Source organism: Mesorhizobium sp. M7A.F.Ca.US.008.03.1.1, assembly GCF_003997495.1.
In the GTDB taxonomy this organism is placed as follows: domain Bacteria; phylum Pseudomonadota; class Alphaproteobacteria; order Rhizobiales; family Rhizobiaceae; genus Mesorhizobium.
The window spans coordinates 65621-82163 of sequence record NZ_RZRU01000022.1; the positions used below are offsets into that span (position 1 = coordinate 65621).

Here is a 16543-nt window from a genome sequence, read left to right on the forward strand (position 1 = left end):
GCGCGCCTCCCGTTTGGGATTTAACAGCGATATCTGAATTACGTTCCACGAATAGTTTCGTGAGGCGGCCCGCTCTTGGTCACTGCGGCCCTCTGATCGATGAAAACCACGCCCGCAGCCTCCAACCCTCGACGGATGGCAGCCAGCTTGGCCGGACTCGGAATCCTTCGTCCGCTCTCAAAACTGCCAATCGTTCCTTCGCTAAGGCCGCACTTCGCGGCGAGTCGCACCTGCGACCACTTCAGGATGGCTCGTGCAGATCTGCACTGCTGGGAGGTAAGGGGCTGGATCCCTGAGACGGTGGAGCTTCGCTTGATCACATCCTGAGACTCCTTCGCTGCGGGACATGGCTTTGCACCAGGCGCACCTTGTCCGGATCGACCGTGACCATTGTCCCGAGCGATACCGTGACCTTGTCGCCGTCGATCCGAGTAACGCCGCCGGATAATTCCATCTGCTGGCCTCTGGTCAGCCCGGTCGCCGGATCAATGACCGAATGCGGAAAGTTGTAACCGGGGATCGACACGCTGACGCGGTCTTCCGTGACGCGCTTCAGCACCGTCGCCATGACCGCCACCTCGTCGCCGACCTTTATTATTGCCATGCCTCTGATTCTGGGGCGGCATCCGCCGTCGTCAAGGATTAGCCGCGCCTGATATAGCAAGTCGGCGCAATCGGCTTCTCATGCGGGGCCGCCCCAGCAGCGGCAGATACCGCAACCTGTTCAACTCTGCATGATGATGAGGGGATTTGGCATGGCTCGGGCAGCCGCATCGCCAGCGTATTATTTCGTTACCCAGCCTTTTCGGAACCTTCCCGCGCACGGCGCGTTCGGCCCGCTGTATTCGCGGACCCTCATATAAAAGTGGACAGGCGGGAGGCAAACAAGGGTGGGGAGGAGTGTTGCCATGTCGAAGCGAGAAATAGGAATATCCTCGGCCCTCGATCGGCGCATCGCCGATCTCAAGGCCAGGATGCAGGACGCCCGGATCACGGAATACGAAATGAAGACCTTTCAAAAAGTGGCTTCGGCCATGGGAGGCGACGGAGGCTCCTTGCGTCTCGATGCCGACGACCTGATCGCGGCATCCTTTGTCGTCGATGCGCTGGGTGAACCGACGCTCAACTGACGACGGGCGGTCTGGCTTCGCGCCGTTTTGCCCTTGCTCGGCCGGCAATTGGCCCACGCCTTCAAGCTCTGAAACAGGATGGCTGCTTTCCAGCGGCCGTCTTGTTGCGTCTGCGCAAGCGTCTGTCGCAAGTCATCGACAGGTGCTGGCTGGCCTGTGGTTTGATTCCGCCGCCCGATATCGAATTGGAGGGAAAGTCTTATCAATTTGTTTGGGTTGGCGCGTCATAGTAGCGACGGCTAACGGAGTTGAACGCGATGAAGCTCGATCTGTCGCCGACGAGCTGGGGCAGGGTGATCGCTGTCACGGCGGTCGGTACGGCATTCTTCATTGCCGTGGCGTTCTTCGTCGATTCCTTCAATTTTCCCTATCTTTCGCCCGAGGCCGTGTGGCGGGCGCAGATGACCGACCTGATGCTGCCTTTGGTGCTGGGCGGCTCGTTTCTGTTTTTCCTGATGTGGAAGATTCGCCAGCTGGCCATCGCGCAGCGCGATCTCAGCGTCATCGCCGCGACCGACAGCCTGACGGCGGTGCTGAACCGTGGCGCCTTCTCGATGCTGGTCGAAGCCTATCTCGAGCAGACCCGCAAGCAGGAGCAGACCCGTTCGGGGGCGCTGCTGATCATCGACGCCGACCACTTCAAGTCGATCAATGACCGGCTGGGCCATGATTGCGGCGATCAGGCGCTCAAGCTGATAGCGCAGGCGATCAAGGGGCAACTGCGTGGCGGCGATATCGTCGGCCGCATCGGTGGCGAAGAATTCGGCGTGTTTTTGCCCGGCGTGGATCCCTCGCAATCCTGGGTGGTTGCCGAAAGCATCCGCCGGCGTATCAGGGAGATGGAATTCTCTCCCGGCGGCAGGCCTTGTCCGCTTTCCGTCAGCATCGGCGGCACAAGCTTTACCGGCCCGATCACCTATGAGGAAATCTTCTCCGCTGCCGACAAAAGGCTTTACACGGCCAAGTCGAACGGACGCGATCAAGTCAGCTTCGATCCGGCCGGAACGTCTCCGGCGCCTGCGCCCGGGGTCGCCACCGTGCATTGAGGGCTTAAACTTGCGGATGGCTGATCGGGAAGCTCTCAAAACCGACGCAGGCCGCTTTCTCTACGCTTCAATGCTTACGGTCATATGCCGGGATTCCGATCTTTACGGATAGCATGCCGGCTCGATAGGCCATGGACTGCAACCGCTTACCGGTATACTCCCCCGCGTTGCCGATGTTTCGTTGTCGGCAGAAACGGTTCTCACTCCTGAGTTTCCAAGGGTTACGGCCGACGTGCGATCATGATTTTTGACGCCGGCGAACAATGGCGGAAACGGTCAGGTAAGCACAGCTATTATGATCCATTTGTTCAACGGCTTTCAGGATCCCTTCGGCGGCAGTGACCTTGAAGCTTTGGAACTGCACCGGCTGTTGAGTGCCGACTCCGAGGTGCATCTGTGGGCAACCTCCTCCAGTGTGTCCGCCGAGTTGATGCGGAATTTCCCGATTCGCCGCGTCTCACTGTCGAAGTGGGATGTACCGAATGGGGGTACCTACGTCTTTCTCGGCTCGCATTGGCGCAACAAGATGTGGCCTTACCTGATCCCGCGGCCGCGCCGGCTGATCTATGTCTTCAATACCTTTCACCCGAAAATCATGTCGCTGACGAGGCGCATGCCCCGCATGCTGAACTGGCCCGACGCCGAACTGGTGCTGATTTCCGATTTTCAGAGACGGATGCTCCAAATCGATGGCACCGTGCATCCGTCTCCGATCGATATCGAACGTTTTTCACCACGGCGTCTGGATTCGGATCGTCCGTTCACCGTCGGACGCTTGAGCCGCGATGGGCCGGGCAAACATCATCCCGATGACATATCTCTCTACGAGAGATTGCTGGCCGAAGGCACAGCCTTGCGGATTCAGGGAGGGACAGGGCTCAAGGGCAGCCTCATGCCGCATCCGCAACTCGAGCTGTTCCCACCCGGCCAATTTACCGCCGAAGAGTTTCTGCAGACGCTCGACGTGTTTTACTATCGCACCGGTTGGCATGTGGAAACCTTCGGTCGCGTCGTGTTCGAGGCGATGGCCTGCGGGTTGCCCGTGGTCTGCCATTCATATGGCGGTTATTCCGACCATATCAGGCATGGCGAAAACGGTTTCTTGTTCGAAACGACCCAGCAGGCGGCGCGGATACTGGCCGATCTCAAAGCCGATCGGGCGCTGCGGACCGCAGTGGGCCTCAAGGCACGGCAGACCGTCGAGCAGCTGTTTTCACCGCAGGCACTGCGACAGAGGCTGGATTTCTATCTGCGTTAGCGGCACGTCATCCCTTGGGCTGTGCTTGGCGCAACAACATGCCCGCTGTCATCGATCTCGACATCGCGCTAAAGCAGGCACGCAAAGCGGACCATTGGGGCTGACAGGCAGCGGCGCGCCACAGACTGGGCAGGACTTCTTACCGATGACACTGATGGGCGCGGCGGCACTGCTGATCCTGATCCTGACTTACGCCGGTGTCGCCATCGGCCGCATCCCCGGCCTGCGCCTCGACCGGGCGGGGATCGCGCTTCTCGGCGGGGCCGCGATGATCGCCATCGGCGCGCTCAGCATGGAGGATGCCTACCGGGCGATCAATTTCGACACCATTACGCTTCTGCTCGGCATGATGATCGTGGTGGCGCATCTGAAAGTGTCGGGCGCCTTTCGCGGCCTTGGCGCCGTCGCCATCGAGCACGCGCACGCGCCCTTCATGCTTTTGGTGATGGTGACGCTGCTGACCGGCGTGTTGTCCGCCTTCCTGGTCAACGACGCCATCTGCCTCGTCATGGCGCCGATCGTCGTCCACGTCACCCGAGTGATCAAGCGCAACCCGATCCCCTATCTGATCGCCACCGCCACCGCGTCGAATTGCGGCAGCGTCGCGACCATCACCGGCAATCCGCAAAACATGGTCATCGGTGCGCTGTCGGGCATTTCCTATCCGGCCTTTTCGGCAGCGCTCGCTCCGGTCGCCCTGTTCGGCCTCGTCGCGGTCGTCGTCATTATCCGTATCGTATACCGGGCTGAATTCGCCCGAACGGTCCAACTGACGCCAGAGGTCTCGCGTGGCCGCATGCACAAGGGACAGGTGCTGAAGGCGGTGGTGGTCTGCATCGGGCTGGCGATCGCCTTCTTCGCCGGCGTGCCGGTCGCCAAGGCAGCACTCATCGGCGGCGCCATCCTCTTGCTCACCCGCGCGATAAAGCCCGAACGCATCTACCGCGAGATCGACGGGCCGCTGCTGTTCATGTTCGCCGGTCTGTTCGTTGTCGTCGCCGGCGCCGAAAAGACGCTGCTTTCGCCCGACATGATCGCCTCGGCCAAGAACCTGGCTCTGGACGATGTCTGGCGGCTGTCCGGTTTCACCGCGGTGCTCTCCAACATCATGAGCAATGTCCCGGCCGTGCTGGCGCTTCGGCCTTTCATACCCGGCCTGGAAAACCCCGAGCGCGCCTGGCTGGTCGTCGCCATGAGCTCGACGCTGGCCGGCAATTTCACGCTGCTGGGTTCGGTCGCCAATTTGATCGTCGCCGAGCAGGCACGGGCCGCCGGTACGACGCTGTCGTTCGGTGCCTTCTTCAAGGTCGGCTTGCCGTTGACGCTGATAACGCTGGCGGCCGGCACATCATGGCTGGCGTTTGGGTTCTAAACCTGACTGCCTGAAATTCGCGCCCGCACCAGCGTCGCCGCGGCGCGTCCGGCGGCCTCGATGTAATCGGGGTTGCGGTGGATCAGCATGATCGAAAAGGAGCCGTCGATCAAAAGCACGATCTCGCGTGCCAGGGTTTGCGGCTCCGCGACGCCATGGTCCGACAAGGCGCGGGCCAGCCATGTTTCGAAATTCAGCTTGTGCCGCGCACCGACCTTGACCGCCGGATGTCCGGGCATCGAGGCGAGTTCGGCGGCCGTGCGCAGGAAGCCGCATCCTTTCCATTTCGGGTGGCGAGCGGACCTCGCCAGATTGGTGAAGATCGCCTCGACCTTGCGGTCCGCGCCGCCTTCGGCAGCATCGAACCAGCCCGCCATCCGCTTCAGATTGGGTTGGTCGCGGCCATCGAGATAGGCGGCGATCAGGTCGTCCTTGCTTTTGAAATGGTAGTAGAGCGTGCGCTTAGTGAGACCCGCTTCCTCGGCGACGGCATCGACGCTGACGCGACCGATTCCTTCCGCATAGAAGAGCCTGGTCGCGGCATCGACAATGCGTTTGCGGGTAGGACTTTGCGTGTCAGGCATGAGCCTAGGTATACCGACTAGTGAATATACACAAGCGGAAAAGGGCCTAGTCTTCCGGTTCGTATGCATGATGAAGGAGGAACAGCTGATGACCGATCTTGTCCTTAACGAGACCAGGGATGGGATTGCCATCCTCACCCTCAACCGGCCGGAGAAGCTCAACGCGCTGAACTATGCCCTGATCGATCGCCTGCTTGCGGTCCTCGACGACATTGAAGTCGATGACAGCGTCCGTGCGGTCATTCTTACCGGAGCAGGGGAGCGGGCGTTTTCGGCGGGCGGCGACATTCACGAGTTCTCGGCCAGCGTGGCGCTTGGCGTCGATGTTGCGATGCGGGACTTTGTCATGCGCGGACAGCGGCTGACGGCGAGGCTGGAAGCCTACCGCAAGCCCGTCATCGCTGCCGTCAACGGCATTGCCTTTGGTGGCGGTTGCGAAATCACCGAGGCGGTGCCGCTCGCCATCGCCAGCGACCGCGCTTTGTTCGCCAAGCCGGAAATCAACCTTGCAATGCCGCCGACCTTTGGCGGAACCCAACGCTTGCCCAGGCTTGCCGGGCGCAAGCGGGCGCTTGAACTGCTGTTGACCGGCGACTGGTTTGCGCCGCCGCGGGCGCTTGAGCTGGGTCTCGTCAACGAGGTTGTGCCGCATGCCGAGTTGATGCCGGCCGCGATTGGCCTGGCCAGGCGTATCCTGCGGCACTCCGATCTGGCGATTGCCGGCATCCTCACGGCGGTGGCGCGCGGCCTCAACCAGAGCATCGCCGAAGGCTTGCTGATCGAGGCCGAGCAGTTCGCCCGCATAGTCCCGACCGCTGATCTGCGCGAAGGGCTGAATGCCTGGATGGCGCGCGGCGAGCCGGGCTATGACGGCTCGTGGACGCATATCGCGCGCCCCGACGAGGCCAGGCGAGACTCGTTGGCACTGGATCAGGGCGCCACCACCAAACGGCCTTTCATGTTGGGGTGAAAGCGGCAGAAGTAATCGACCGGTCCTGCCGTCTTCAATGTCAGGCTGGCGGATTTCTTCGGCGGGATCATCACCTCCCAGCCGCCTTTCACGGTGGCCGTGTGGGCGAACACATCCTTGTTCACCCACTCGATCGTATCGCCGACCTTGGCCTCGACCGTGGCCGGAGAGAACACCAGCCTGTCGATGGTGACCTGGACGGTTTCAGCCTGCGCCGGTGCGATACCTGCGGCCAGCGTCAAGGCAATCCACAGATGGCATTTCGGCATGCTCCCGATCCTTACTTCAGCATGCCGGCGAGGTGTTCGGCGTGCTGCTCATGGCCCTGGAATATCTTCAGGCCGGTTTCCAGCAGGCTCTTCAGTTCGGCATTGCTGGCCGACGGGATGAGCAGGGTTTCGAGCGCGCCGTCGACCTGCTTGTGGTAGGCGACCTCGTTGTCGACATAGGCCTTGTCGAAGGCCGCGCCCTTGAGCTTGGCGAGTTTGGCCCGCTCCTCGGCAGCGGCCTTGCTCAGCGCCTGGCTGGTGGCATTGTCTTCCGGCGTCACCTTGAGTTTCTTGACCAGATCGAGCGCCTGCACGTTCACCGCCTCATGGTCGCGCACCATATCCTTGGCGAAGGCGAGCACCTCCTTGTTCTTCGACTTTTTGAGCGCTTGCTTGGCCGCCTCGACATCGATGACCCCGGCCGTGTAGGCGATATGGGCGATCTGCGGGTCGGTCGGCTTGTCGGCGGCCTGTGCGAACGGGGACGCGCCAAGCAGCAGCAGGGCAGCGAGCGCGGCAGTGTGTCGGATAGACATGGCATCTCCTTCGTCCGGGGATGAAAATCGCGCCGGACTGTGTTTTTCGGTTGACGATCATTGGATGCTGGTCAGCGGCAAACGTTCCCGCCAAAATCAACTGAATCCGGGGAGGCTCAGCTTTCCAGCCCGAGCCGCCGCATCACGGCGCTGGTCAGTCGTTCGCAACGCCGGCCAGCGAAGGGGAAGGCATCGAGCAGCACCGGTCCGATCTGGTCATCCAGCGCCTTGCGCACCAGGGCCCGCGCGCGGTGCAGCCTCGTCTTGACGGTTTGCGGCCGCACGCCGAGGAGATCGGCGGTCTCCTCGATGCTCAGCCCCTCGATCACCCGCGCCACGAACACCGTCCGGTAGACATCGGGAAGGCTGTCGGTGGCCTGCTCGACCAGCTGGAGGATCTGCCTTTGCGCCATCGTCCGTTCCGGATCGTCGCTGGGATTGAGGGGGAATTGGATGATCTCGGCTTGCGGATTTTCCGGCAGTGCGACCGTTCTGCGCCTTTTGCGCAGGCGGCCGAGCGCCTCGTTGATGACGATGCGCGACAGCCATGTGGCGAGCGAGGAGTCGCCGCGAAACGCATCGAGATGGGCGAAAGCCTTGACGTAGGCCTCCTGCACGATGTCCTCGGCCTCGCTGTCATTGCGTACGACGCCGCGCGCGATCCGGTAGAGCCGCTGATTGTGTGTCTTGATGATGGTGCGGAAGGCATCGCCGTCGCGCGCCAGCGCGCGGCGCACAAGCTGCATCTCGCCTGGCACGGCGGAAGGCACGGCCGTCAAGACAGCAGGCATGGCCAGTTTCCTCAACCCAATCTCCGGACCGAACCTCGATTGAGAGATTGGACGCTGTCGCCGGCAAAAGGTTCCCGAAGATTTTTCGCGGGCCGGCGGCGGTACCTTACCGCGCGAGTGACGCCTGTCAGGCAGCCTGCAGGCGTGCCGTGGCCGCCAACAGATCGGTCTGGGTGATCAGCCCGAGAATCCGCTTGTCGTCGTCGACGATGATGACCGCATGGCTGCGGCCGTCGGTGAGCACCGGCAGCAGACCCATGGCGGCGAAGCCGGCGGCGGCTGTTGCCGCGGGCGATATGACGGATCCGACCGTCCCGGAGGCCTGGGTGAGTTCGCGCAACCCCACGGTGCCTGCCAGCCTGGCTTCCGCATTGACGACCGGCAGGGTCCGGATGTTGTGGTCAAGCAGCAATTGGCGCGCCGCCTCGGTGGTGGTGTGAGCATCGACCGAGATCACATCGCGCGACATGATGTCCTCGCACAGAAGGGTCTTGTGCGCGCGCACCATCGCCTGCAATTCGACCTGCCGCAGCAGCCGGTCGAGATCGTTGCGATCGATATCGAACGTCTCGTCGAGTGCGCCGAGCGCGGCATCGATGTCTTCGGACCGGAAGCCCACGCGCAGCTGCGCCGGCGGATCGCCGGTGCCGTGGCTGTTCACCGGCGCTGCAACCGGTACATGCGGATAATTGCGGCGGGCCAGCCTGTGGAAGCCGTAGCCGAGCGCCACCAGCAGGATCGAGTTCAGCGCCACCGGCACGAATGGAAACAGGAAGCCGGCGCTGATGACGGCAGGCCCTCCCAGCACCGCGGTCAGCGCGGCCGCTCCGCCCGGCGGATGCAGGCAGCGCGTGAACGACATGGCGGCGATGGCCAGTGCCACCGCGACGCCGCTGGCAAGGGCGGTTTCGTGGATGAAATGCGCCACGATCACGCCGACCAGTGCCGATATCGTGTTGCCGCCGATAATCGACCATGGCTGTGCCAGCGGACTGGCGGGCACGGCGAACAGGAGCACCGCCGATGCCCCCATCGGCGCCACCAGCAGCGGCACGTGCGGGCCGTTGCCGAGCACAAGGCTGGCGATCACACCGGTGAGTGCAATGCCGATCGTCGCGCCGATACAGGCGACGAGACGCTCGCGCAGCGTCGCGCCGGCAAGAATGGGAACAAAAAGGCGGAAAGCCATGGGGTCGAAAACTCTGCCGGTATTCCAGGGGAAGTCGAAAATGTGCCGATCGCACCGCAATGACGCGGCATCGTTGAATTTGAAAGCCAAACCGATCCGGGAAACCGCAATTTGAGGGAATAGAATTCCGCTAGTGCCTGTCGCCCAAAAGTGACCTCGGTTTTGGGAGAACGACATGCCCCAAAACAAAGACCTGAAGCGGGTCGCCTGAAGCCCTCAGGCGCGACACGCTTTAGGCCGCCGCTGCGGCGGTTAGGCCGCGCGAAATGTCGGCCTTCAGGTCGTCGACATCCTCCAGGCCGATCTGCAGGCGGATCAACGGCCCCTCATAGGGGGCTTTTGCCACAACGCGGTCGCCGAGCCAGACCGGTACGGCAAGGCTCTCATAGCCGCCCCAGGAATAGCCGAGGCCAAAAATCCGCAGCGCGTCGAGGAAAGCGTGCTGCTGCTTCTGGCCGCCACCGGCAAGCACGATGGAAAAGATGCCGCTCGAGCCGGAGAAGTCGCGCTTCCACAGGTCGTGGTCCGGATGGCTGGGAAGGGCAGGGTGGAGCACGCGGGCCACGCCCTTCTGGCCCTCGAGCCACGAAGCGATGGCAAGCGTGCTGCGCTGATGGTGCTCGAGGCGTACGCCCATGCTGCGCAGGCCGCGCAGCACCTGGTAGACGTCGTCGGGTCCGGCGCAGCAGCCAAGCGTGCAGAAGCTCTCGTAAAGATGCTTCCAGCAGCTCTCATTGGCCGACACCGTGCCAAGCAGCACGTCGGAATGGCCGGCCGGGTATTTGGTCGCCGCATGGATCGAGATGTCGACGCCGTGGTCGAGCGGGCGGAAATAGAGTGGCGTCGCCCAGGTGTTGTCCATCATGACGATGGCGCCCGCGGCGTGCGCCGCCTTGGCGATGGCCGGGATGTCCTGCACCTCGAACGTGTTGGAAGCCGGCGATTCCGTGAACACCACCTTGGTGTTGGGCTTGATCAACGCCGCAATGCCGGCGCCGACATCGGGGGCGTAATACTCGACCTCGACACCCAGCCGCTTCAGCATCGTGTCGGCGAAATTGCGCGTCGGATGATAGACGGTATCGACGATCAGCAGATGGTCGCCGGCCGACACGAAGGCGAGCAGCGGCACCGTCACCGCCGCAAGGCCCGACGGCACCACGATCGTGCCTGCCGAGCCTTCCAGCGCGTCTATGGCATGGGCAAGCGCATCGGTCGTCGGTGTGCCGCGCGTGCCGTAAGTGTATTTCTGGGTTCGCGCCGCCATCGAAGCCGCATCGCGAAAAAGCACGGTCGAAGCATGCACCACCGGCGGATTGACGAAGCCGAAATAGTCATGCGGATTGTTGCCAGAATGGGCAAGCCGCGTGTTGATGCCCATCCCGCCGCTAAGGTGCTCGCCGTCTTTCGCCATTCTGCGTCGCCTTGTTTGACAAGCCGCTAGCCATAGTGCGGCGGCATGGACCGTGCAACAGCCACCGTCCGCCAGGAGATGGACTTCGAATATGCCAATTCGTCGCGGCAAAAACAGCGATGCGGGGACAGGGTATCAAACGAAAAACCCGCCTGTGCGGCGGGTCATTGGCGCAAATCAGCACCATGGATGAATATGTACCATAGCTGAGGGCACGGAGTCAAGAAAAAATTCCTATCATGAAAAGCGATTGGCACAAAAGCTACCGGCACAAAAGCTGCCGACACCGCCGAACTGGTTGTCGTCAGGTCTTTTGTTGACCTGCCTTCGGACCCCTTGTCCCCGCCGATCGGCCTATTGTGAGCGGCTGTGAATGGTATATGATGACAGGCTAATATTAATCGCCGGATTGCTTCGATCAGATGCTGCCGGATGGTTGCTGCCGGTTGACTTCTGGTCCTCCACGATCCGGATCGCGCTCACGAAGCGTGAGCGCGGCAAGGGAGGAATGCCATGCCGGACGTCAAATGGGCCATGAAGGCGCGCGAATTCATCAACTGCAACTGCGCCTATGGCTGCCCGTGCCAGTTCAACGCCATGCCCACATACGGATTCTGCCAGGCGGTTGCCGGCATGGAAATCGAGAGCGGCCATCACGGCGACACCAAGCTCGACGGGTTGCGGTTCGTCGGGATTTTCAGTTGGCCCGGCGCCATACACCAGGGCGGGGGCGAAGCCGCGGTGGTTATCGACGAGAGGGCGACGGAAGCCCAACGTGGCGCGCTGCTTCGCATATTGGGCGGTCTGGATACCGAGCCGGGTGCAACCATCTTCCAGGTTTTTTCGACCACGCTGGAGAAATTCCACGACCCGATCTTTGCGCCGATCGAATTCAAGATCGACGTCGACGCGCGAACCAGTCAGTTGCATGTCGACGGTATAACCGACGGTCGCGGCGAGCCAATCCGGAATCCGGTTACTGGCGCCGCGCACCAGGCGCGCATCGACCTGCCGCACGGCTTCGAGTACGCGATCGCCGAGGTCGGGCGCGGCTGGACCAAGGCGACGGGCCCGATCAAGTTCGAGCTGGCCGATACGCACAGCCATTTCGCCAATCTGCATCTCACGCAGAGCGGCATCGTGCATTGATCTGATCCAATGGGCGATACGGCCCTCGAGGCGGTGCTGCGGCGCGATCGCGTGGTCGTGATGGCCGCGCTCGTGGTGATTGCCGTGCTCGCCTGGGCCTATGTGCTGTGGCTCGCCGCCGACATGGTCATGCCCGGCTCTCCCTTGCCGGACAGCGGAGGCGGTGACATGGCCGGAATGGACATGTCGAACATGGACGGGTCGAACACGGGTATGGCCGGCATAGATATGGGCGCCGCCGTAGCGCCCGGCTTCCGGGCCTGGGCATTGGCCGATTTCGCTTTCACTTTCACGATGTGGGCGGTGATGATGGTCGGCATGATGACGCCTTCGGTCGCACCGATGTTGCTGCTCTATGCCGGTGTCGGCCGCAAGGCGCGGGCGGATGGCAGGCCCATCGCTTCGACAGGATGGTTTTTTGCCGGCTATCTCGCCGTCTGGGTCGTCTTCAGCCTCCTGGCGACGGGTGCGCAATGGCTGCTCGCCCGCCTTGCCTTGCTCGATCCCTCGATGGCGACCGGCAGCGCGATCCTCGGCGGCCTCGTTCTGATCGCCGCCGGTCTCTATCAATGGACGCCGATGAAGGGCGTCTGCCTGCGCCAATGTCAGGCGCCGATCGCGTTCCTGGCCGGCCATGGCGGATTCCGCTCCGCCCCGCTCGGCGCGCTTCGGCTCGGCATGGATCACGGCGCCTATTGCCTGGGATGCTGCTGGGCGCTGATGGCCCTGCTGTTCGTCGGTGGTGTCATGAACGTGCTGTGGATAGCCGGCATCGCCATCCTTGTTCTGCTGGAGAAGACGGTGCCGACCGGGCAGCTGATTCCGCGCGTTTCAGGCGCGTTGATGGCTGCCATCGGGACCTGGATCGTCTTTCAAGCCTTTTGAGAACAGTCTCTGTCTGCGACCTGTATTGGTATGCAGTCGCCGGTAAATTGTCAGATGACAATCTTGGGACATGGTAGTTCGTCGCACGCGGAGGTCAACAACGACGAGGTATTGCCCGGGTTGGATTTCGCTGCGGCGGCCCGTATTGGCTTCGTGTTGGCGTTGCATGAGCTTTGCCGCCTTTATTGGCCCTGCTGGCTAAATCGCGGGCGTGTTTGTCTGTAAATCGGGCATTTGCGGCAATCGGTTTTCAAACTCTTCGGGTTTGGGTCATTTCCCTTGACCTCACAGGAATTATCGCCTTCGATGACATTTGTGAATGGGAGGCGGCGCGTCGGTTACGATGCGGGGTTTCGGGATGGGCCGGGATGAAGCCGCGTTCACACGGGAGAAAAAAATCAGGATTTACTCCTGAAAAACAGAGAAAAGGGTCTGTGGGTCATGAAACATATTGCTATCGGCATTCTTGGCGCCGCCACGCTGGGATTGATGGCGTCGGCCGCGTCGGCGGCCACTCTCGACACGGTCAAGGCGAAGGGCTTCATCCAGTGCGGCGTCTCCACTGGCCTGGCCGGCTTTTCGGCGCCGGACGACAAGGGTGACTGGCAAGGCATCGATGCGGATTTCTGCCGCGCTGTCGCGGCCGCCGTCTTTGGTGACGGCTCCAAGGTCAAGTTCACGCCGCTCAGCGCCAAGGAGCGGTTCACCGCGCTGCAGTCGGGCGAGATCGACATTCTGTCGCGCAACACCACCTGGACCATCAACCGCGACACGGCACTCGGCCTGAATTTCATCGGCGTCACCTACTATGACGGCCAGGGTTTCATGATCAACGCCAAGAAGCTGCCGGGCGTCAATTCGGCATTGCAGCTTTCGGGCGCCGCCGTCTGCGTGCAGAGCGGCACCACCACCGAGCTGAACCTGGCCGACTACTTCAAGGCCAACAAGATGGAGTACAATCCCGTCGTCTTCGAAAAGCTGGAAGAGGTCAACGCCGCCTATGATGCCGGCCGCTGCGACGTCTACACCACCGATCAGTCGGGCCTCTATGGCATTCGCCTGACGCTGGGATCGCCGGCTGATCACGTCGTGCTGCCCGAGATCATCTCCAAGGAGCCGCTCGGACCGGCCGTTCGCCAGGGCGACGACCAGTGGTACCACATCGTCAAGTGGACCTATTTCGCGCTGCTGCAGGCTGAAGAGCTCGGCATCACCAAGGCCAATGTCGATGAGATGAAGAACTCGGCCAGCCCCGAGATCAAGCGCGTGCTCGGCCAGGAAGCCGATACCAAGATCGGTACCGATCTCGGCGTCTCCAATGACTGGGTGGTCAACATCGTCAAGGCGGTCGGCAATTATGGCGAAATGTTCGAGCGCAATGTCGGCTCGGGCAGCCCGCTGAAGATCGCGCGCGGCATCAACGCGCTGTGGACCAAGGGCGGCCTGCAATACGCGCCGCCGATCCGCTGATCGAAATGTGATCCGGGAGGCAGATCATCTGCCTCCCGGTTTCTCTTTCCAGGGGACGGTCGAATGGCATCGCAGGAAGTACTTCGCGAGGAGCCCAGCCGCGGTTCCTTCATCAACGATCCGAAAATCCGGGGCATATTCTTCCAGGTGCTGGTCGTCGTGCTGCTGGTGGCGGGCGTCTGGTGGATTGCCCACAATGTCATCGACAACCTGACGCGGCTGCGCATCGCTTCAGGCTTCGGCTTCCTGAAGGGCCGCGCCGGCTTTGACATCAGCGAGAGCGCCATCGCCTATTCGTCGGATTCCACCTATGGCCGCGCCATTCTGGTCGGCCTCATCAACACGGTCATCGTCGCCATCGTTGGCATCATCACCGCGACGATCATCGGCTTCGTCATCGGCATCGGCCGGCTCTCGCAGAACTGGCTGATCAGGAAGATCTGCACCGTCTATGTCGAGGTCTTCCGTAACATCCCGCCGCTGCTGGTCATCTTCTTCTGGTATTCCGGCGTGCTGGCCGTGCTGCCGGCGCCACGCGACAGCATCGGTTTGCCGTTCGGCTCCTTCCTCAACCAGCGCGGTTTCTATTTCCCACGTGCCGTGTGGGGCGACGGCTCATGGCTGATCTTCGTCGCCCTGCTCGTCGGCATCGCCATGGCGTGGTTCGTCGCGCGCAGGGCGCGGCAACGGCAGATGGCGACCGGCCAGCAATTTCCGGTGTTTTGGACATCCGCGGCGCTGATCGTCGGGCTGCCGCTGCTCGCCTATGCGCTGAGCGGCTTTCCCCTGAGTTTCGACTACCCGAAGCAGTCGACTTTCAACCTGACCGGCGGCTTCCAGGTCCGGCCGGAGTTCCTGTCGCTTTATCTGGCGCTGTCCTGCTATACCGCCGCCTTCATCGCCGAGATCGTGCGCGCCGGCATCCGGGGTGTCAGCGCGGGCCAGACGGAAGCTGCCGGTGCGTTGGGGTTGCGGTCCGGATCGATCCTGCGGCTTGTCGTCGTGCCGCAGGCGATGCGCATCGTCATTCCGCCGCTGACCAGCCAGTATCTCAACCTGACCAAGAACTCGTCGCTGGCCATCGCCATTGGCTATCCGGACCTGACGGCGACCGCCGGGACGGTGCTGAACCAGACCGGCCAGGCCGTCGAGGGCGTGGTGATCATGATGGTGATCTATCTCGCCATCAGCCTCCTGACCTCGCTTGTGATGAACTGGTTCAACGCCAAGATGGCGCTGGTGGAGAGGTGAGGTAAGGACATGCAAGAACATGATATGTCCTGGGTGCGCACCGAAATGGTGCTGGCGCAGCCGGCGCCCGCCAGCGTCACCGGCCTCGGTGCGTGGGTGCGCAAGAACCTGATCGCCTCTGCCGGCGACACCATTTTGACAATCGTCGGCATCGCCCTGGTGGCGATGATCCTGCCGCAAATCATCAACTGGGCGTTCATCAACGCCGTGTGGACGGGACCGGACCGGACCGTATGCGCCACGGTGGCGCAAGGCGGCATCCAGCCGGATGGCTGGACCGGCGCCTGCTGGGCTTTCGTCAACGCCAAATTCGGCCAGTTCATGGTCGGGCGCTATCCCATCGAGGAGCGCTGGCGGCCGATCCTGGTCGCCATCCTGCTCGTCGCGCTGCTGGTGCCGATGCTCATCCCGAAGGTGCCGCGCAAAGGGCTGAATGCGGTTCTGCTGTTCTTCGTGCTGCCGGTCGTCGCCTTCGTCCTGCTGGTCGGCGGCATGTTCGGCCTGCCGCATGTCGAGACCTCGATGTGGGGCGGGCTGCTGGTAACGCTCAGCCTGTCCTTCGTCGGCATTGCCGTGTCGCTGCCGCTCGGCATCGTGCTGGCGCTCGGCCGCCGTTCCAAGATGCCGATCATCAAGACGCTGTGCGTCGTCTTCATCGAGACGGTGCGCGGCATCCCGCTGATCACCGTGCTGTTCTTTGCCAGCGTCATGCTGCCGCTGTTCCTGCCGGCCGGCGTCTCCTTCGACAAGTTCCTGCGGGCGCTGATCGGCGTCTCGCTGTTTGCCGCCGCCTATATGGCCGAAGTGGTGCGAGGCGGCCTGCAGGCGATCCCCAAGGGCCAGTATGAAGGTGCCGATTCGCTCGGCCTCGGCTATTGGCAGAAGATGTATTTCATCGTCATGCCGCAGGCGCTGAAACTGGTCATTCCGGGCATCGTCAACACCTTCATCGGCATGTTCAAGGACACCAGCCTGGTCATCATCATCTCGATGTTCGACCTGCTCGGCATCGTCAAACAGAATTTTTCCGATGCAAACTGGGCAACCGCGCAGACGGCGAGGTCCGGCCTGATCTTCGCCGCCTTCGTCTTCTGGCTGTTCTGCTTCGGCATGTCGCGCTATTCAATGTACACCGAACGCCGGCTCGACACCGGCCACAAACGCTGATCCATGTCGCCCAAAAGTGTATAGCGGTTTTGGGATAACGACATGCCTCACAACCAACGATA

The 16543-nt window shown here is 62.2% G+C and carries 18 protein-coding genes; 10 read left to right on the forward strand and 8 right to left on the reverse strand.

Going from position 1 to position 16543, the window contains the following annotated elements; genetic code table 11:
- Positions 1-38 precede the first annotated feature (38 nt).
- On the reverse strand, positions 39-320 hold the full coding sequence (locus EOA16_RS25565; RefSeq protein ID WP_127260677.1) for a helix-turn-helix transcriptional regulator: 282 nt from the start codon (positions 318-320) through the stop codon (positions 39-41).
- Positions 317-604, reverse strand: a complete 288-nt coding sequence (locus EOA16_RS25570) for a hypothetical protein (protein WP_164754386.1) — start codon at positions 602-604, stop codon at positions 317-319. The genes EOA16_RS25565 and EOA16_RS25570 overlap by 4 nt, the downstream gene beginning before the upstream one ends.
- A gap of 304 nt (positions 605-908) precedes the next feature.
- On the opposite strand from EOA16_RS25570, the gene EOA16_RS25575 reads away from it, so the two are divergent.
- From EOA16_RS25575 to EOA16_RS25590, 4 genes are all read left to right on the forward strand, one after another.
- Entirely contained in the window at positions 909-1130 is a 222-nt protein-coding gene (locus EOA16_RS25575) for a hypothetical protein (RefSeq protein ID WP_027037861.1), read from the forward strand.
- A 257-nt stretch (positions 1131-1387) separates the two neighbouring features.
- Positions 1388-2176: a GGDEF domain-containing protein gene (locus EOA16_RS25580; protein ID WP_023814104.1), complete on the forward strand. Its 789-nt coding sequence runs from the start codon at positions 1388-1390 to the stop codon at positions 2174-2176.
- A 295-nt stretch (positions 2177-2471) separates the two neighbouring features.
- A complete protein-coding gene (locus tag EOA16_RS25585; RefSeq protein WP_127260678.1) occupies positions 2472-3434 on the forward strand; it encodes a glycosyltransferase family 4 protein in 963 nt (320 codons plus the stop codon).
- Between the two features lie 145 nt (positions 3435-3579).
- On the forward strand, positions 3580-4806 hold the full coding sequence (locus tag EOA16_RS25590; protein WP_127260679.1) for an anion transporter: 1227 nt from the start codon (positions 3580-3582) through the stop codon (positions 4804-4806).
- Here EOA16_RS25590 and EOA16_RS25595 read toward each other — a convergent pair.
- Positions 4803-5390: a TetR/AcrR family transcriptional regulator gene (locus EOA16_RS25595; protein ID WP_164754387.1), complete on the reverse strand. Its 588-nt coding sequence runs from the start codon at positions 5388-5390 to the stop codon at positions 4803-4805. The genes EOA16_RS25590 and EOA16_RS25595 overlap by 4 nt on opposite strands.
- Before the next feature lie 88 nt (positions 5391-5478).
- Here EOA16_RS25595 and EOA16_RS25600 point away from each other — a divergent pair, with 88 nt between their 5' ends.
- On the forward strand, positions 5479-6360 hold the full coding sequence (locus EOA16_RS25600; protein WP_127260681.1) for a crotonase/enoyl-CoA hydratase family protein: 882 nt from the start codon (positions 5479-5481) through the stop codon (positions 6358-6360).
- Here EOA16_RS25600 and EOA16_RS25605 read toward each other — a convergent pair.
- The 5 genes from EOA16_RS25605 to EOA16_RS25625 all read right to left on the reverse strand — a co-directional run bounded on the left by EOA16_RS25605 (position 6321) and on the right by EOA16_RS25625 (position 10559).
- The gene (locus EOA16_RS25605) at positions 6321-6629 is read right to left on the reverse strand and encodes a cupredoxin family copper-binding protein (RefSeq protein WP_127260682.1); all 309 of its coding nucleotides are present in this window, start codon (positions 6627-6629) and stop codon (positions 6321-6323) included. The genes EOA16_RS25600 and EOA16_RS25605 overlap by 40 nt on opposite strands.
- Before the next feature lie 11 nt (positions 6630-6640).
- Entirely contained in the window at positions 6641-7165 is a 525-nt protein-coding gene (locus tag EOA16_RS25610; RefSeq protein ID WP_127260683.1) for a DUF4142 domain-containing protein, read from the reverse strand.
- A gap of 116 nt (positions 7166-7281) precedes the next feature.
- Complete coding sequence (locus tag EOA16_RS25615; protein ID WP_127260684.1) at positions 7282-7956, reverse strand: RNA polymerase sigma factor; 675 nt, start codon at positions 7954-7956, stop codon at positions 7282-7284.
- A gap of 127 nt (positions 7957-8083) precedes the next feature.
- A complete protein-coding gene (locus tag EOA16_RS25620) occupies positions 8084-9145 on the reverse strand; it encodes an HPP family protein (RefSeq protein ID WP_127260685.1) in 1062 nt (353 codons plus the stop codon).
- 232 nt (positions 9146-9377) lie between these two features.
- Positions 9378-10559, reverse strand: coding sequence for a cystathionine beta-lyase (locus EOA16_RS25625; RefSeq protein WP_127260686.1), 1182 nt, complete (start codon positions 10557-10559; stop codon positions 9378-9380).
- A gap of 513 nt (positions 10560-11072) precedes the next feature.
- On the opposite strand from EOA16_RS25625, the gene EOA16_RS25630 reads away from it, so the two are divergent.
- The 5 genes from EOA16_RS25630 (at position 11073) to EOA16_RS25650 (ending at position 16481) form a co-directional block, all read left to right on the forward strand.
- Complete coding sequence (locus EOA16_RS25630; RefSeq protein WP_127260687.1) at positions 11073-11708, forward strand: DUF1326 domain-containing protein; 636 nt, start codon at positions 11073-11075, stop codon at positions 11706-11708.
- Positions 11709-11717: 9 nt separating this feature from the next.
- Positions 11718-12593: a DUF2182 domain-containing protein gene (locus EOA16_RS25635; RefSeq protein WP_127260688.1), complete on the forward strand. Its 876-nt coding sequence runs from the start codon at positions 11718-11720 to the stop codon at positions 12591-12593.
- 441 nt (positions 12594-13034) lie between these two features.
- Positions 13035-14063 (forward strand): amino acid ABC transporter substrate-binding protein, encoded by a 1029-nt coding sequence (locus tag EOA16_RS25640; RefSeq protein ID WP_024505009.1) that lies wholly within the window; start codon positions 13035-13037, stop codon positions 14061-14063.
- A gap of 63 nt (positions 14064-14126) precedes the next feature.
- Positions 14127-15314, forward strand: a complete 1188-nt coding sequence (locus tag EOA16_RS25645; RefSeq protein ID WP_127260689.1) for an amino acid ABC transporter permease — start codon at positions 14127-14129, stop codon at positions 15312-15314.
- Between the two features lie 9 nt (positions 15315-15323).
- Complete coding sequence (locus EOA16_RS25650) at positions 15324-16481, forward strand: amino acid ABC transporter permease (protein WP_127260690.1); 1158 nt, start codon at positions 15324-15326, stop codon at positions 16479-16481.
- The last annotated feature ends 62 nt before the right edge of the window (positions 16482-16543 follow it).

Bases quoted from the DNA above. Each gene is read 5' to 3' on its own strand.
- EOA16_RS25620 (WP_127260685.1), bottom strand. From the start codon at position 9,145: ATGGCTTTCCGCCTTTTTGTTCCCATTCTTGCCGGCGCGACGCTGCGC.
- EOA16_RS25570 (WP_164754386.1), bottom strand. From the start codon at position 604: ATGGCAATAATAAAGGTCGGCGACGAGGTGGCGGTCATGGCGACGGTG.
- EOA16_RS25585 (WP_127260678.1), top strand. From the start codon at position 2,472: ATGATCCATTTGTTCAACGGCTTTCAGGATCCCTTCGGCGGCAGTGAC.
- EOA16_RS25580 (WP_023814104.1), top strand. From the start codon at position 1,388: ATGAAGCTCGATCTGTCGCCGACGAGCTGGGGCAGGGTGATCGCTGTC.
- EOA16_RS25605 (WP_127260682.1), bottom strand. From the start codon at position 6,629: ATGCCGAAATGCCATCTGTGGATTGCCTTGACGCTGGCCGCAGGTATC.
- EOA16_RS25575 (WP_027037861.1), top strand. From the start codon at position 909: ATGTCGAAGCGAGAAATAGGAATATCCTCGGCCCTCGATCGGCGCATC.
- EOA16_RS25650 (WP_127260690.1), top strand. From the start codon at position 15,324: ATGCAAGAACATGATATGTCCTGGGTGCGCACCGAAATGGTGCTGGCG.
- EOA16_RS25640 (WP_024505009.1), top strand. From the start codon at position 13,035: ATGAAACATATTGCTATCGGCATTCTTGGCGCCGCCACGCTGGGATTG.
- EOA16_RS25600 (WP_127260681.1), top strand. From the start codon at position 5,479: ATGACCGATCTTGTCCTTAACGAGACCAGGGATGGGATTGCCATCCTC.
- EOA16_RS25595 (WP_164754387.1), bottom strand. From the start codon at position 5,390: ATGCCTGACACGCAAAGTCCTACCCGCAAACGCATTGTCGATGCCGCG.
- EOA16_RS25625 (WP_127260686.1), bottom strand. From the start codon at position 10,559: ATGGCGAAAGACGGCGAGCACCTTAGCGGCGGGATGGGCATCAACACG.
- EOA16_RS25615 (WP_127260684.1), bottom strand. From the start codon at position 7,956: ATGCCTGCTGTCTTGACGGCCGTGCCTTCCGCCGTGCCAGGCGAGATG.
- EOA16_RS25590 (WP_127260679.1), top strand. From the start codon at position 3,580: ATGACACTGATGGGCGCGGCGGCACTGCTGATCCTGATCCTGACTTAC.
- EOA16_RS25635 (WP_127260688.1), top strand. From the start codon at position 11,718: ATGGGCGATACGGCCCTCGAGGCGGTGCTGCGGCGCGATCGCGTGGTC.
- EOA16_RS25610 (WP_127260683.1), bottom strand. From the start codon at position 7,165: ATGTCTATCCGACACACTGCCGCGCTCGCTGCCCTGCTGCTGCTTGGC.
- EOA16_RS25630 (WP_127260687.1), top strand. From the start codon at position 11,073: ATGCCGGACGTCAAATGGGCCATGAAGGCGCGCGAATTCATCAACTGC.
- EOA16_RS25645 (WP_127260689.1), top strand. From the start codon at position 14,127: ATGGCATCGCAGGAAGTACTTCGCGAGGAGCCCAGCCGCGGTTCCTTC.